The organism is Acidobacteriaceae bacterium, assembly GCA_028283655.1.
Taxonomy (GTDB): domain Bacteria; phylum Acidobacteriota; class Terriglobia; order Terriglobales; family Acidobacteriaceae; genus Granulicella.
The window spans coordinates 3,452,207-3,465,678 of record JAPWKE010000003.1 but is presented as its reverse complement, the minus strand read 5'-3'; the positions used below and the strand labels follow the sequence as shown (position 1 = coordinate 3,465,678).

General features: G+C 60.6%; 14 protein-coding genes. 6 read left to right on the top strand and 8 right to left on the bottom strand.

Annotated elements, in window-relative coordinates:
* The first annotated feature begins 101 nt into the window (after nt 1-101).
* Both glgA and PW792_17155 read left to right on the top strand, forming a co-directional pair.
* Nucleotides 102-1,355, top strand: coding sequence for a glycogen synthase (glgA, locus tag PW792_17160; protein ID MDE1163657.1), 1,254 nt, complete (start codon nt 102-104; stop codon nt 1,353-1,355).
* A gap of 183 nt (nt 1,356-1,538) precedes the next feature.
* Nucleotides 1,539-2,522 carry a transaldolase gene (locus tag PW792_17155; protein MDE1163656.1) on the top strand — a complete coding sequence of 328 codons (984 nt, stop codon included), beginning with the start codon at nt 1,539-1,541 and terminating at the stop codon, nt 2,520-2,522.
* A 67-nt stretch (nt 2,523-2,589) separates the two neighbouring features.
* On the opposite strand, the gene PW792_17150 is transcribed toward PW792_17155, so the two are convergent.
* From PW792_17150 to hslV, 6 genes are all read right to left on the bottom strand, one after another.
* Entirely contained in the window at nt 2,590-4,428 is a 1,839-nt protein-coding gene (locus PW792_17150) for a hypothetical protein (protein ID MDE1163655.1), read from the bottom strand.
* 48 nt (nt 4,429-4,476) lie between these two features.
* Entirely contained in the window at nt 4,477-5,658 is a 1,182-nt protein-coding gene (locus tag PW792_17145) for a glycosyltransferase family 2 protein (GenBank protein ID MDE1163654.1), read from the bottom strand.
* A 62-nt stretch (nt 5,659-5,720) separates the two neighbouring features.
* Nucleotides 5,721-7,238, bottom strand: coding sequence for an ATP-dependent protease ATPase subunit HslU (gene hslU / locus PW792_17140; protein ID MDE1163653.1), 1,518 nt, complete (start codon nt 7,236-7,238; stop codon nt 5,721-5,723).
* Nucleotides 7,239-7,243: 5 nt separating this feature from the next.
* Entirely contained in the window at nt 7,244-7,672 is a 429-nt protein-coding gene (locus PW792_17135) for a hypothetical protein (protein MDE1163652.1), read from the bottom strand.
* On the bottom strand, nt 7,644-7,868 hold the full coding sequence (locus tag PW792_17130) for a hypothetical protein (protein ID MDE1163651.1): 225 nt from the start codon (nt 7,866-7,868) through the stop codon (nt 7,644-7,646). The genes PW792_17135 and PW792_17130 overlap by 29 nt, the downstream gene beginning before the upstream one ends.
* Nucleotides 7,869-7,889: 21 nt before the next feature.
* On the bottom strand, nt 7,890-8,510 hold the full coding sequence (gene hslV / locus PW792_17125; protein MDE1163650.1) for an ATP-dependent protease subunit HslV: 621 nt from the start codon (nt 8,508-8,510) through the stop codon (nt 7,890-7,892).
* Between the two features lie 89 nt (nt 8,511-8,599).
* Between hslV and PW792_17120 the strand changes: the two genes are divergently transcribed.
* Nucleotides 8,600-9,055 carry a DUF3592 domain-containing protein gene (locus PW792_17120; protein MDE1163649.1) on the top strand — a complete coding sequence of 152 codons (456 nt, stop codon included), beginning with the start codon at nt 8,600-8,602 and terminating at the stop codon, nt 9,053-9,055.
* A gap of 19 nt (nt 9,056-9,074) precedes the next feature.
* On the opposite strand, the gene PW792_17115 is transcribed toward PW792_17120, so the two are convergent.
* Entirely contained in the window at nt 9,075-9,464 is a 390-nt protein-coding gene (locus PW792_17115) for a hypothetical protein (protein MDE1163648.1), read from the bottom strand.
* A 38-nt stretch (nt 9,465-9,502) separates the two neighbouring features.
* The gene (locus PW792_17110) at nt 9,503-9,865 is read right to left on the bottom strand and encodes a hypothetical protein (GenBank protein ID MDE1163647.1); all 363 of its coding nucleotides are present in this window, start codon (nt 9,863-9,865) and stop codon (nt 9,503-9,505) included.
* Nucleotides 9,866-10,057: 192 nt separating this feature from the next.
* On the opposite strand from PW792_17110, the gene PW792_17105 reads away from it, so the two are divergent.
* From PW792_17105 to PW792_17095, 3 genes are all read left to right on the top strand, one after another.
* Complete coding sequence (locus PW792_17105; protein MDE1163646.1) at nt 10,058-11,077, top strand: aldo/keto reductase; 1,020 nt, start codon at nt 10,058-10,060, stop codon at nt 11,075-11,077.
* Between the two features lie 90 nt (nt 11,078-11,167).
* Complete coding sequence (locus PW792_17100) at nt 11,168-12,124, top strand: NAD-dependent epimerase/dehydratase family protein (GenBank protein MDE1163645.1); 957 nt, start codon at nt 11,168-11,170, stop codon at nt 12,122-12,124.
* Nucleotides 12,121-13,452: a nucleotide sugar dehydrogenase gene (locus tag PW792_17095; GenBank protein ID MDE1163644.1), complete on the top strand. Its 1,332-nt coding sequence runs from the start codon at nt 12,121-12,123 to the stop codon at nt 13,450-13,452. Before PW792_17100 ends, PW792_17095 begins: the two co-directional genes overlap by 4 nt.
* The last annotated feature ends 20 nt before the right edge of the window (nt 13,453-13,472 follow it).

The following is a 13,472-nucleotide window of genomic DNA, read 5'->3' as shown; positions in this document are numbered from 1 at the left end:
GGGGGGGCAAGGCTGCGTGTGAGAGAGGCTCCGATTCAGCGCGCAGCAACCCCGCAGGGCGTATCCTCATCTCGACAAAGGACAGGAGACGAGAACAAGAGATGCGAGTTGGCCTAATGACCCGGGAGTATCCGCCGTACGTTTACGGCGGCGCAGGCGTACACGTGGAGTACCTTTCGCGCGAGCTCGCGAAGCTGATCGAGGTGGAAGTGCATGCCTGGGGCACTCCCCCGGCAGAAACCGAGGAGCGAGCCAATCTCGACGTCCACTTCGAGCAACCGTGGGACGCGATCTCGAACGGCACGGACGCCAAGTTCAAAGGCGCGCTCGAGGCGCTGTCTCTGAACCTGCTGCAACAGCTCCAGCTCGACAAGCTCGACGTCGTCCACACGCACACCTGGTACGTCTCGATGGCGGGCTTTCTTGCGAAAAAGCTCTACGGCATCCCCTTCGTTCTGACGACGCATTCGCTGGAGCCGCTGCGCGCGTGGAAGGCCGAGCAACTCGGCTCGGGCTACCAGCTCAGTTCGTGGATGGAGCGCACCGCCGTGCTCGACGCGGATGCGATCATCGCCGTCTCCAACGGCACCAAGGCTGACATCCTGCGCGCTTACCCGGACGTCGATGCGTCCAAGATCCACGTCATCTACAACGGCATTGACCTGCAGCAGTACCAGTTCGACCCGGCCACGGACGCGCTTACGAAGTATGGCGTCGACACCACGAAGCCCTACGTGCTCTTCGTTGGCCGCATCACGCGGCAGAAGGGTGTGACGCACCTCGTCGACGCGGTCCAGTACCTGCCCGCCGACACGCAGGTCGTGCTCTGCGCCGGAGCTCCCGACACGCCAGAGATCGCTGCCGAGATGCGCGAGAAGGTGGAAGCCGCGCGTGCCAAGGGCGCGAATATCGTCTGGATCGAAAAAATGGTCACCAAGCCGGAGGCGATCCAGCTTTACTCGCACTGCCAGCTCTTCTGCTGCCCGTCGGTGTATGAGCCGTTCGGCATCATCAACCTGGAGGCGATGGCCTGCGGCGCGCCGGTGGTGGCGTCGGCTACCGGCGGCATCCTTGAAGTCGTCGTCGACGGCACGGGCAGTAACCCACACGAGGCTACCGGCTATCTTGTGCCGTTTGTGCAGGACCCCGCCACCAGCTTTCCGACCGAGCCGGAGCAGTTCGCCCGTGACCTCGCCACACGCATCACCGCGCTGCTGGACGACACGGCCCTGGCCAAACGCATGGGGAGGGCAGGACGGAAGCGCGTCGAAGACCTCTTCTCCTGGACCGCGATCGCCGAACAGACCGTGGAACTCTACCAGGAGCTTGTAGAGAAGCACAAAAAGCAGTCGTAGCAGACCTGTGGGGCACGACGGCTTCACATTTCGGGCAGTTTTTGTTGCATCTGTGATGCGCTGCAGCGCACGGCGTTGTCAGCGCATCCTATAATTCAAGGCATGAACGCTAGCCGGTCTGACAGGGTTCAGGCCACCACGCAGCGTCCCCCGCATCTTTTCCTAGGAGCAAACGAGCACATCATGGCGAACCTTTTGGACCAGCTCAAGTCGTTCACGACCGTAGTTTCGGACACGGGCGACATCAACTCGATTAAGAAGTACAAGCCGACTGACGCGACGACCAACCCGTCGCTCATCGCAGCTGCGGCGCAGATGCCGGAGTATCAGCAGATCGTTGACGACACGCTGAACGAAGCGAAGAAGGAACTCGGCGAGTCCGCCGATGACAAGGCGATCGCAGCACACGCCTTCAAGTCGCTGGCTGTCGCGTTCGGCAAGAAGATCCTCGAGATCGTTCCGGGCCGCGTGTCGACCGAAGTGGACGCCCGCCTGAGCTTCGATGGCGAGAAGACCAAGGAACAGGCGCACGACATCATCGCGCAGTACGACAAGGCTGGCATCGGCCGCGACCGCGTTCTGATCAAGATCGCTTCGACCTGGGAAGGTATTCAGGCTGCTGGCGAGCTCGAGAAGGAAGGCATCCACTGCAACCTGACGCTGCTCTTCGGCCTGCACCAGGCTGTGGCCTGCGCTGAAGCCGGTGTGACGCTGATCTCGCCGTTCGTCGGCCGCATCCTCGACTGGTACAAGAAGAACGAGCCGGGCGACTACGAAGGCGCGAACGACCCCGGTGTAAAGTCGGTCACCGAGATTTTCGATTACTACAAGAAGTTCGGCTACCCGGTGCAGATCATGGGTGCAAGCTTCCGTAACATCGGCGAAATCACCGAACTGGCTGGCTCCGACCTGCTGACCATCGCCCCGAAGCTGCTCGAAGAGCTGCAGACGACCGAAGGCACGCTTGAGAAGAAGCTCGACGTGGAGAAGGCCAAGGCTTCGTCGATCGAGAAGATCACGATGGACAAGGCAACCTTCGAGAAGATGCACGCCGAGAACAAGATGGCTTCCGACAAGCTTTCGGAAGGCATCGAAGGCTTCTCGAAGGCCCTCGAAGAGCTCGAGCAGATGCTCGCCAAGCGCGTAGCCGAGCTCAAGAGCAAGTAACTTTCGCTTCAACGCACAAAGAGAAAGGCCGCCATCACTGGCGGCCTTTCTGTTGTGTTCAAAGGCTCTACTGGTTTCCGTCAGCGTGCGCGATCCAGGGACGACTTGCGACAGCCATCGACGGCTTCCAACCTTCACGGAAGATCATCGCCCAATAGCCGGTTTCGCCGAGCGGCGTCCAGCCCTGCGACTCGGCGGATAAGCGCGCCTGATCGGAAGGTGCGAAGTACGTCACCAAAGCCCTGGCTCCACTGGCCTTCAAAGCGGTGACGGCAGCGGTACGCTGATCGACGGGAAGATCTTCCCAACTCTCCAGCAGGTGACCGCCCTCTGGAGCATAGATCTCTGACGTAATGCGAACGCCAGCAAGCCGCGCCCAGTAGTAGTCGTTCAGACAGGCCTTGCCGCCCATGCAGGCGATCTCATCGCCAGGGACCACGCCCAATGCCGCAAGCTGGTCGGCAACGCCATAGATGGCAGCATCATGCCAGGCAGGAGCACCGGAAGCTTCTCCACGGCGGGCTTCCAGCGCCAGACGCAGGCTTTCTCCCAACGAAAGAAACGCCAGCATCGCGACCATCGCGGCTGCGGTATTGCGCTTCCAGGTCACGGCTTCCGCGCTTTCTCCCGGCGCGCGCAGCATGGCGAAGATCGGCAGCAGGACGACCAGATACGCGAGCGTTACATAACGCTCCTCGATGTTTACCAGGCCATAGATTCCCCACATTGCAAGCCCAAGAAATACCATCGGCAGCCAGAACCCGTTACGCTGCCAGCCCCGCAAGCGTACGCGTGCGCCGGTCAAAAGCAGCAGCGCGAACAGTACCCATGCTTCAGGGTGGTTGAAAACGTAGCGGACGATCAGAGCCACGTTACGCGCATCGCGCTTCACCAGCAGAGGAATGTTCGTCTTCGGCACCACGCGCTCGTTGAACCACGCCGTGTCATACCAGTCAGGGTACGTTCCGTACGGAACGGCCTTGTAGCTGTAAACGCCGGGTGCTTTCAACAACTGCTGTTCCGGATGCTGCAGCGTCACCTTCGCAGAGCCGAACTCGTCGGTCATCCACGGCTCCAGGTGCATCTTCTCCGTGTTGGACGAGTACCACGCGAAGTTCAGAGCGCCGGAGTCGCCGAAGTCCAGGCGGTGGAACTTATGCGAAAGCGCGGACACGTAGGGGCCTGCGATCAGGACGAACGGCAGCACTGCCAGCACTGCGGCCACAGCCGCCCAGCGCAGCGTCCGGCGCTGCAGCCAAAGCCCGGCCACAAGCATCACGATCACGGACAGCAGGCAGACAGCGAACGCGAACGACTTCGTAAGGTACGCCAGCCCAAAGAACACGCCGATCAGAGGGGTCAGCAGGATGGAGTCCGAAGCCAGCGTCGACATCACTGCCGCCAGGGCAGCCAGCAACAAGGCCTGCAACAGAGCATCCGGCCGAATTTTCCCGAGCGACAGTTCACGCTGCGTGGCGATCAGCAGCGACGCGATACCGAGCATTCGCAGCGAGTTCAGCGACAACAGCGGCAGGCCGCCGAGTATGTCCGCTGAACCGGATGCCATGCGCTCCCGCAACCGGACAAGAGCTGTAATGAACCACCACATCGCGGCAGCTTCCAGCAGGAATACGCCGTAGTTGACCGCGTAATACGCGCCTAGTTCATTGGCCCGCGTAGGGTGAAAGACAATCTGCCCCAATGCCAGCAGAGCTGGATAGCCAGGGTGCCAGTAGCTGTTCACCACGGCATGCCAGTTGTGCGCATGCAGATAGCTGGCGATGTCCATATAGTTCACCGCATCGCCGTCTACCTGATAGGGATCAAACTTTGCAGCCAGCCATACGATCGGCAACATCAGCAGTAGCAACGCGGCGAGCAGCCGCCCGGTTAGCCGTTCCGACATCTCGCAGGGTTCTCCTGAACGCTATTTCACTTGTTTCAAGCCTTGAAGCTACGCCACGGTGGTCACACTACGGCGCAGTCCCAGGATGCTGAGGAAGAAGCTTCCGAGGCAGATTTCAGCACCGAGCATTAGGCAGAGGATCGCAGGAACGGTGCGGTGCAGCATCAAATCAGGCGGCATGGTGCCGTACCCCGTATGCGCCCACGCAACCACCGACGATACCGCAATCGACAACCCCGCCAGTAGCAGCAGAGCCCCCACAATCAACCCGGTTTCCAAGGTGACGAAACGGAACCAGCGGGTAAACTTCGGGTCTTCCGGCAGCAGGCCTTCCGTCGTGGCAAATACCTTGGCTGCCACGCCGAAGAAGATCATCTGGAAGCCGAGAAGCACCATCGCCACAGCGTAAGCCTGCGTGTCGACACCAAGATTGACATGGCCAAGAGGCTTGGAGACCAGCAGCGGCCAGACCGCCAGCACGAGACCGGCGATCATCAACAAAAGTCCCGGGAAGAGGAAGAGCCAGCGCGGCGAATACATCAGCAAAAAACGCAGATGACGCCAGCCATCGCGCCAGGTCTTGAGATGCGGTGGGCGGCTGCGGCCGTCCTTCTTCAGCGTCGTCGGAACCTCGACCATACGCTGCCCCAGCAGGGACGACTTCACCACCATTTCGCTGGCGAACTCCATGCCCGTGGTGCGAATATCCAGCCGCTGGTACGACGCCTTGGAGAAAGCACGCATGCCGCAGTGGAAGTCCCCGATGGGCGCCTGGAAAAGTACGCGGCCCAGGAAGCTGAGTACAGGATTCCCCAGATATTTATGCAGCGGCGGCATGGCCTTGGGCCCAATGCCGCCGCGGAAACGGTTTCCCATCACCAGGTCAGCACCGTTGCGGAGCTCGGCGAGGAAGCGCGGGGCGTGAGCGAACTCATAGCTGTCATCCGCGTCGCCCATCAGCACGTACTGGCCGCGGGCAGCGACGATGCCGGCGTTCAGCGCAGCGCCATAGCCGCGGATCGGCACATCCACCACGCGCGCGCCGTGGTCGCGCGCAATCTGCTGTGAGCCATCCGTCGAGCCGTTGTCAGCCACAATCACTTCGCCGGCGATACCGTTGTCACGCAGAGCCGCGACGGCTTTGTCTACGCAAACAGCCAGTGTTTCCGCCTCATTGAGGCAAGGCATAACTATGGTCAGTTCGACTGGGCTATTTACAAGGGTATCCATCGTTACACTCAGGCTACCATCGGAGCTCTAACTCTTCGAACAACTGCGCTTACCTTTTCCATTTACAGGATGTAGCGGCTCAGGTCCTGGTTCTTTACGATGCCTGCAACCCGCTGCTCCACGTATGCCTTCGTCACCGTGAAGACGTACAACTGGCGGGCGTCCACGCTGCGCAGCGTAAGCGGCAAGGCCTCGTTCGTCGATGGTGCTTCCGGGGTCGCGGCTTTGATCATGTCCGGGGCCTCGAAGCTGATCTCGTCCAGAACGCGCTCCATGATGGTGTGCAAACGGCGCGCGCCGATGTTTTCCGTCGTCTCGTTCACCGAGAACGCAAAGCGGGCCATCTCCTGCAGAGATTCCGGCTCGAACTCCAGCACCAGACCTTCGGTCTCCAGCAACGCGATCGACTGCCGCACCAGCGACGCGCGCGGCTCGGTAAGGATGCGCAGGAAGTCTTCCACCGCCAGCGACTGCAACTCCACGCGGATAGGGAAGCGGCCCTGAAGCTCAGGGATCAGATCGCTCGGCTTGGATACATGGAACGCGCCCGCCGCGATGAACAGAATGTGGTCGGTCGTCACAGGACCGTACTTCGTCGTGACCGTCGTGCCTTCCACGATGGGCAGAATGTCCCGCTGCACACCTTCGCGCGAGATGTCCGGGCCGTTCCCGCCTTCGCGGCCGGCGATCTTGTCGATCTCGTCGAGGAAGATGATGCCCGAGTCCTCCACGCGCTCCAGCGCGAAGCGAACGACCTGATCCATGTCCAGCAATCGCTGCTCTTCTTCACCCTGCAGATACTCGAACGCCTCGGCCACCTTCATCGAACGTCGCCGCGTGCGGTTGGAAAGCACCTGCTGCAGCATGTCCTTCAAGCTGTTTGCGTCGGACTCTTCGGCCTGCTGGTTCGAAAAAACCTCGACCTGCGGCGCCTGACGCTCGCGCGTCTCCAACTCCACGGGACGATCGTCCAGCTTGCCTTCGCGCAGTTGCTGGCGCAGCATGTCGCGGTCCTTGCGTGCCTCAAACAAGCTGGGAGCCGCAGCCTTCTCCTCTGCGACCAACTCTTCCACGACATCGGTCAGAGCTTCGGGTTCCGGCGCAGCCGCTACACGCTGCTTCTGCTCGATGAGCAGATCGAGGATGCGGTCTTCGGCGGCGAGTTCGGCGCGGTCCTCTACCTCGTCCAGTCGCTCTTCGCGCACCATGTCGATGGCGTTCTCCACCAGATCGCGAACCATCGACTCCACGTCGCGGCCCACATAGCCAACCTCGGTAAACTTCGAGGCTTCCACCTTGAGAAACGGTGAGCCCGTCAGCTTCGCCAGACGCCGCGCAATCTCCGTCTTGCCCACGCCGGTCGAGCCGATCATCAGGATGTTCTTCGGCATGACCTCGTCGGCCATCTCCGGTGCGAGCTTCTGCCTGCGCTGGCGGTTGCGCAACGCAATTGCCACAGCGCGCTTCGCTGCGGCTTGCCCCACAACGTACTTATCAAGCTCCACCACAATCTCGCGCGGAGTCATCTGGTCAAGCGGAACGGGTTGGTCTTCGGCTGTGCCGGGAAGGTAGATGGCCATGATTCTTACTTTTCAGAAAACTTTCGGAGCTCGTCGACATCACCCAGATCACGAGGACGTCCAACAGTCAGCTTATTTTGAATCAGATGTTCTCGCGAAAGAACACGGACAGGAACGCCTGCCAACGTAGAGAGCTGTGCACCGTTCCAGGCTGTTAGGAAATCTACGCCCTCGATGCTTTGCAGAATATCTATGCGGTCAGGTTCCACCCCAATTTGGAAACATGTGTCAGGCTTGCCCGAGAAGAGGTCTGGGGTGTAACCAGCGAGGGGAGCACCAAAATGAGCAAGCGCATGAAAGACTCTCACCGCATTTTCCGGAGAGTTTGAAATGAGAATGTCGAGGTCTTTGGTCGAGCGGGGCTGTGTGTAGGCATTCACCGCATGAGCGCCAACGACGACATACTCAACCTCGAACTGGTTGAACGCGGACAACAGATCGATTTGATCCTTTGGAATGTACATCGATCCCTTTCAAAGCGTATGCCAGCTCAATCGCGTCGAGGGTTCCCTGAAGCTTCTCTTCCATCGATTTTGAATTCCAAAAACGGATCGTCTCGCGTTCCTGCTCATGATGACTTGAGAAGATCCGGATTGCTCGGCTCGGCTTTTCGGCAAGAACTTCAATCATCGCTTCCTCCTCGCCTACAGTCTATCCCTGCAACTCTTCGATCACGACGTTTGAATTCGAGTAGATACAGATCTCTGCGGCAATCTTCATGCTCCGCTCCACCACCTCGCGCGCCGTAAATTGCGTGTTTTCCAGCAGCGCCGTCGCTGCCGCCAGCGCGTAGTTTCCGCCTGAGCCGATCGTCGCAATCGCTCCATCCGCCACAGGGTCCGGCTCGATCACATCGCCATCGCCGGAGAGCACGAACATGCGCGTGCCGTCCGCAACCACCAGCAACGCCTGCAACTGGCGCAGCATTTTGTCCGTACGCCAATCCTTGGCCAACTCCACGGCGGCGCGGTCGAGCTGGCCGTTGAACTGCTCCAGCTTGCCCTCAAAACGCGTAAACAGCGAGAACGCATCTGCCGTCGAACCGGCAAAGCCCGCCAGGATCTTGTCGTTGTAGAGCCGGCGCAGCTTGCGCGCGTTGCTCTTCATCACCGTCGAACCCAGCGTCACCTGGCCGTCGGCAGCCATCACCACGGAGCCGCCCCGGCGCACGCACAGCACCGTGGTGGAGCGCACGCGACGGCGCTTGCCGTGTTCATCTGGGCCAAGGTCAAGAGGGTGCAGTTGCGGCGGCGTGGTGGCGTTCTTTTTCATACGAATGATAGAAACAGGGGTAGGCACAACAGGCAGTATAGTCCCGCACCACGCGCTATCCTGAAGACACGCTAATTGCTCCGCACACGATGAAGCATTCGCTCCACAGCCTCGCTCCGCTCCTGCAGCAACACGATACGCGCCTGATCGGCGGCGTAAGCGCCGGAGCCATTGTGCTGCTTGCCGGAGGCGTCTGGCTCTTTCGCCGTCTGCGACGGGTGCCTCCTGAAGAGATGGAGCGACGCCGACGAGAGCAACTCGCCACGGCTGGCCGAATCACCGATGGCGTGATCGTCGATGCACGCACGTTAAGCGGCGAAGAGAGCGTCTCCAGCACGCCCGAAGTTCTGGTCTACAGCTATCAACTCGCAGGCGTCACCTACAACTGCGCGCAGGATGTATCGCTGCTGCCAGAGAGCGTTCGTGGCTACCAGCTCGATCAGCCCGTGCAGGTGCGCTATGAGCCGCGCAACCCGGGCAACAGTATTCTCGTCAGCGAAAGCTGGAGCGGCCTGTGGAACAACCGCTACAGCCGCGCTTCCTAGAGTTCATTCCAACTACAGCTTAGGCAGGCTTGCCGACCTTACGCACCGCAGAGTCCACCACGGAGTAAAGCAGCTGGTTCGTGTCAGCCTTTGCAGCCGCCTTGATCATCACGCCCATACGCTGACCTGCGGCTTCGCTCTCCGGCAGCTTCAACCCACGGTTCTGGGCCGAAATGTCCGCCAGCTGCATCACCATCTCAAAGAACGTAGCTTCGTTCTTTCCACTCAACAGCCACGCTTGATGAACCGTTGATTCAATCAGCTGCTCGGTCGTCCAGTTCGGTGTGGCTGCGGTCTGGCTCGCCGCAGATGCCGGAGCGATAGGCGCAGGCTTCTGCGCATGAGCCGGAATAGCTACCAGAACACCCATCGCCAACACGGCCACTGCTTCAAAACAAATCGTACGCATCGTCATCTTCGATCTCCTGATCTCGTTCTCGTTTTGAGCTAGCGGTAATGCCGACGCCTGCTGTTTTGGTTCGCCTGGCCTGCGATAGCGCCAATGCCTGCACCGGCTGCTCCCCCGATCAGGGCTCCCTTCACGCCGCCGCCAAAGATGGCACCCAACGCCGCGCCACCCGCACCGCCGATCAGAGCGCCTTTGCCCGGGCCAATGCCGCCGTCATGACGATGGTCGTAGTAGCCCCTGTCATTGCCACGGTTATACGAACCACCTCGGCCTCCGCGACGAGCGCCGTCCGAGAAGCCGCCGCGACCATGCTGCGCCTCTGCAACGCCAGCTGCCATCGGCAGCATCGACGCGGCCAGCATCAGGCTTCGCACAAGCTTCCTGCTCCATCCATTTTTCATTTGCATTGCTCCTGAGGATCGGGAGGAGGATGCCGTGCGCGCCTACGTACTACTGGGCCTAACGTTCGCGGCTGGAAGCTGCGAACGCGGCGCGCACGGAAAACGCTCCGGCTCATTCTGATGCGCTTTCCTCGCGGCAAGAGGTCTGCAAGAATTTTCGTCCGCACGGGCATCTTTTGCGTCCAATCCTGCATGAGTGAAACGAACTCCGCGCAAACCACCATGCCCTATCGCCGCCTCGGCACCACCGGTGTCAACGTCTCGGCGCTATGCCTGGGGATGATGACCTACGGCTCCAAACAGTGGCGCGAGTGGGTGCTGGAAGAAGAGGAGTCGCGGCCCTTTGTGCAACGTGCGCTGGAAGCAGGCATCAACTTCTTCGACACCGCGGATATGTACTCGCTGGGCGAAAGTGAACGCGTCACCGGCAAGCTGTTGCGCGACGCCGGCGCGCGCCGCGAAGACCTCGTCATCGCCTCCAAAGTCTTCAACCCGATGAGCGATACGCCGAACGACCGCGGGCTTTCACGCAAGCACATTATGGCTTCCATCGACGCCAGTCTCAAGCGTCTCGGCCTTGAGTACCTCGACCTCTACCAGATCCACCGCTTCGACAGCGAGACGCCCATCGAAGAGACCTGCGAAGCGCTGAACGATGTCGTGCGTGCAGGCAAGGCCCTGTATATCGGTGCGTCCAGCATGTACGCGTGGCAGTTCCAGAAGATGCTGCACTTCCAGCGCACAAACCACCTCGCGCAGTTCGTCACCATGCAGAACCACTACAACCTCGCCTACCGCGAGGAAGAGCGCGAGATGATTCCGCTCTGTCAGGACTCGGGCGTCGGCTGCCTTCCCTGGAGCCCGCTCGCTCGCGGCTTCCTCACCGGCACGCGCAAACGCGGTGACGGTAAGAGCGAAACCACGCGAGCCCGCACCGATGATTTTGCGCACAACCTGTACTACCGCGACTCCGACTTCACTGTCGTCGATCGCGTCGTAGAAATCGCCACCGCCCGCGGCGTAAAGCCCGCACAGGTCGCACTGGCATGGGTGATGGCAAAGCCGGGCGTGAGCGCACCGATCATCGGAGCCAGCAAGATGTATCAACTTGAAGACGCACTCGGTGCCGTGAACCTGAAGCTGACCGAAGACGAGAGGAAGCGCCTCGAAGAGCCGTACGAGCCGCATCCGATTCTCGGACACTCTTACTAAGCCATAGGCGATATCTTCAGCTTCTCCACAATTGACGAGTTCACCAGGCGAGAAACGTCGCATCCACTGCGCCACGATAAACTAGAGGCTATGCGAACGTTTCTCATCACTGGTGTCGCGGGCTTTGTAGGTTCGCATATTGCAGAAGCATTGATCGCTCGTGGCGACCGCGTGCTTGGCTTCGATAATCTCTCCACGGGACGACGCGAGAACGTACCGAAGGGCGTGGACTTTATCGTCGGCGATCTTGCTGACCCCGACACTGTCGAGCGCGTTTGCAAAGGTGTCGATGGCATCTTTCATCAAGGCGCTCTGCCCAGCGTTCCACGTAGCGTGAAGAACCCGCGACCATCGCATGTCTCGAACGTCGACGGCACGTTCAACCTTCTCGAAGGCGCGCGCGCTGCGGGCGTAAAGCGTGTGCTCTACGCCGCGTCCAGCTCAGCCTACGGCAATCAGCCCGGATTTCCGCGCGTGGAGACGATGTACCCTGCGCCTGTCGCGCCCTATCCCGCGCAGAAGCTTGCCGGTGAGATTTATATGCAGAGCTACGCGCGTGTCTACGGCATGGAAACCGTCTGCCTGCGCTACTTCAACATCTTCGGCCCACGCCAAACACCAGACTCACCGTACTCCGGCGTGATCGCAAAATTCGCCATGGCGATGCTGAAGCCAGGCGCGGAAACGCCCGTCATTCAAGGCGATGGCGAGCAGGGGCGCGACTTCACCTATGTTGCGAACGCCGTACACGCCAATCTGCTTGCGCTGGATGCGCCTGCAGAGAACGTAGCTGGCCGCGTGTTCAACGTAGCTTGCGGAGAACGTTTCTCGTTGAACACGCTCTACACCTCTATGGCGAAGCTGACCAGCTACAAAGGCAAGCCGCAGCACACAGAAGCGCGTGCCGGGGATATTCGCAACTCGCTCGCCGACATCACCGCCGCGCAACAAGCCTTCGGCTACACACCTGCTGTGAGCTTCACCGAAGGCCTGGAGCAAACGGTGGCCTGGTATCGCGAGCAGTTCGGAGTCGCCAAACGCGCATGAGCCTCGTCGAAGAGTTTCGAACTCGCATCGAGTCGCGCCAGGCGCTCATCGGCATCATCGGCCTTGGCTACGTTGGCCTACCGCTCGCGCTGGAGTTCGTCACCAGCGGCTTTCGCGTGCTTGGCTTCGACATCGATAGCAGCAAAGTAGAAGCGCTCAGCGCTGGCCGCTCCTACATCCACCGCATCGAAGCCTTGAGCATCGTTCAGGCTCGTGCGCACGGCTTCCGCGCCACCAGCGACATTGCAGAGCTAAGCGAGTGCGACGCCTTGCTGCTCTGCGTGCCCACGCCTCTGCTCGCAAACCATGAGCCGGACATGAGCTACGTCACGAGCACCGTCGAAGCTCTTGCGCCACACGTCTGTAACGGCCAACTCGTCGTGCTCGAAAGCACCACCTGGCCCGGCACCACAGCCGAACTCGTTGTGCCAACGCTCGAACGTCTTGGCCCCGCGCGCGTGCTTCGCACCGACGATGCGGACGACCGTGGCGTGATGGTGGCGTTCTCGCCTGAGCGCGAAGATCCTGGCAACACAACCACTCCGCGACGCGCAATTCCGAAGGTGCTCGGCGGCTTTGACCAGCGCGCCACCGAGTGCGCCGCAGCCCTATACAGCGCGGTCTTTGAGCGCACAGTCTCGATGAGCTCCCCTGCAGCCGCCGAGATGACCAAGCTGCTTGAGAACATCTATCGCGGCGTCAACATCGCGCTCGTCAACGAACTCAAACAGCTTTGCCTTGCGATGAACCTCGACATCTGGGAGATTATCGATGCGGCTGCGACGAAGCCCTTCGGCTTCCAGGCGTTCTACCCCGGCCCCGGCATCGGCGGCCACTGCATCCCGGTCGACCCCTTCTATCTGACGTGGCGCGCGAAACAGTTTGGCCAGCAGACACGCTTTATCGAACTCGCTGGCGAAGTGAACGAAGCCATGCCCGCGTTCGTTGTTGAGACCACGCGCCGCGCACTTGAACGCAATCACATCGCACTTGCCCAGGCGAAGGTGCTCGTACTCGGTGTGGCGTACAAACGCGACCTCGACGATCTGCGCGAGTCACCCGCGCTCACCGTCATCCAACTCTTCGAGCAGGCAGGCGCAGACGTCAGCTACAACGACCCGTTCTTCGACAAGGTCGGCACCGGCCGCAAGTACGCGCTCGAACGCACCTCAACGCCACTCGATCAGGTCAGCAACTTCGATGCCGTCGTGCTCACTACCGACCACTCCAGCTATGACTACGCCGCACTCGTCGAAGCCAGCAAGCTCTTCATCGACACACGCAACGCCACGCGCGGCATCGTGAGCGACAAGATCATCCGCTGCTAGCCTGCCAAAGGTGACACCGC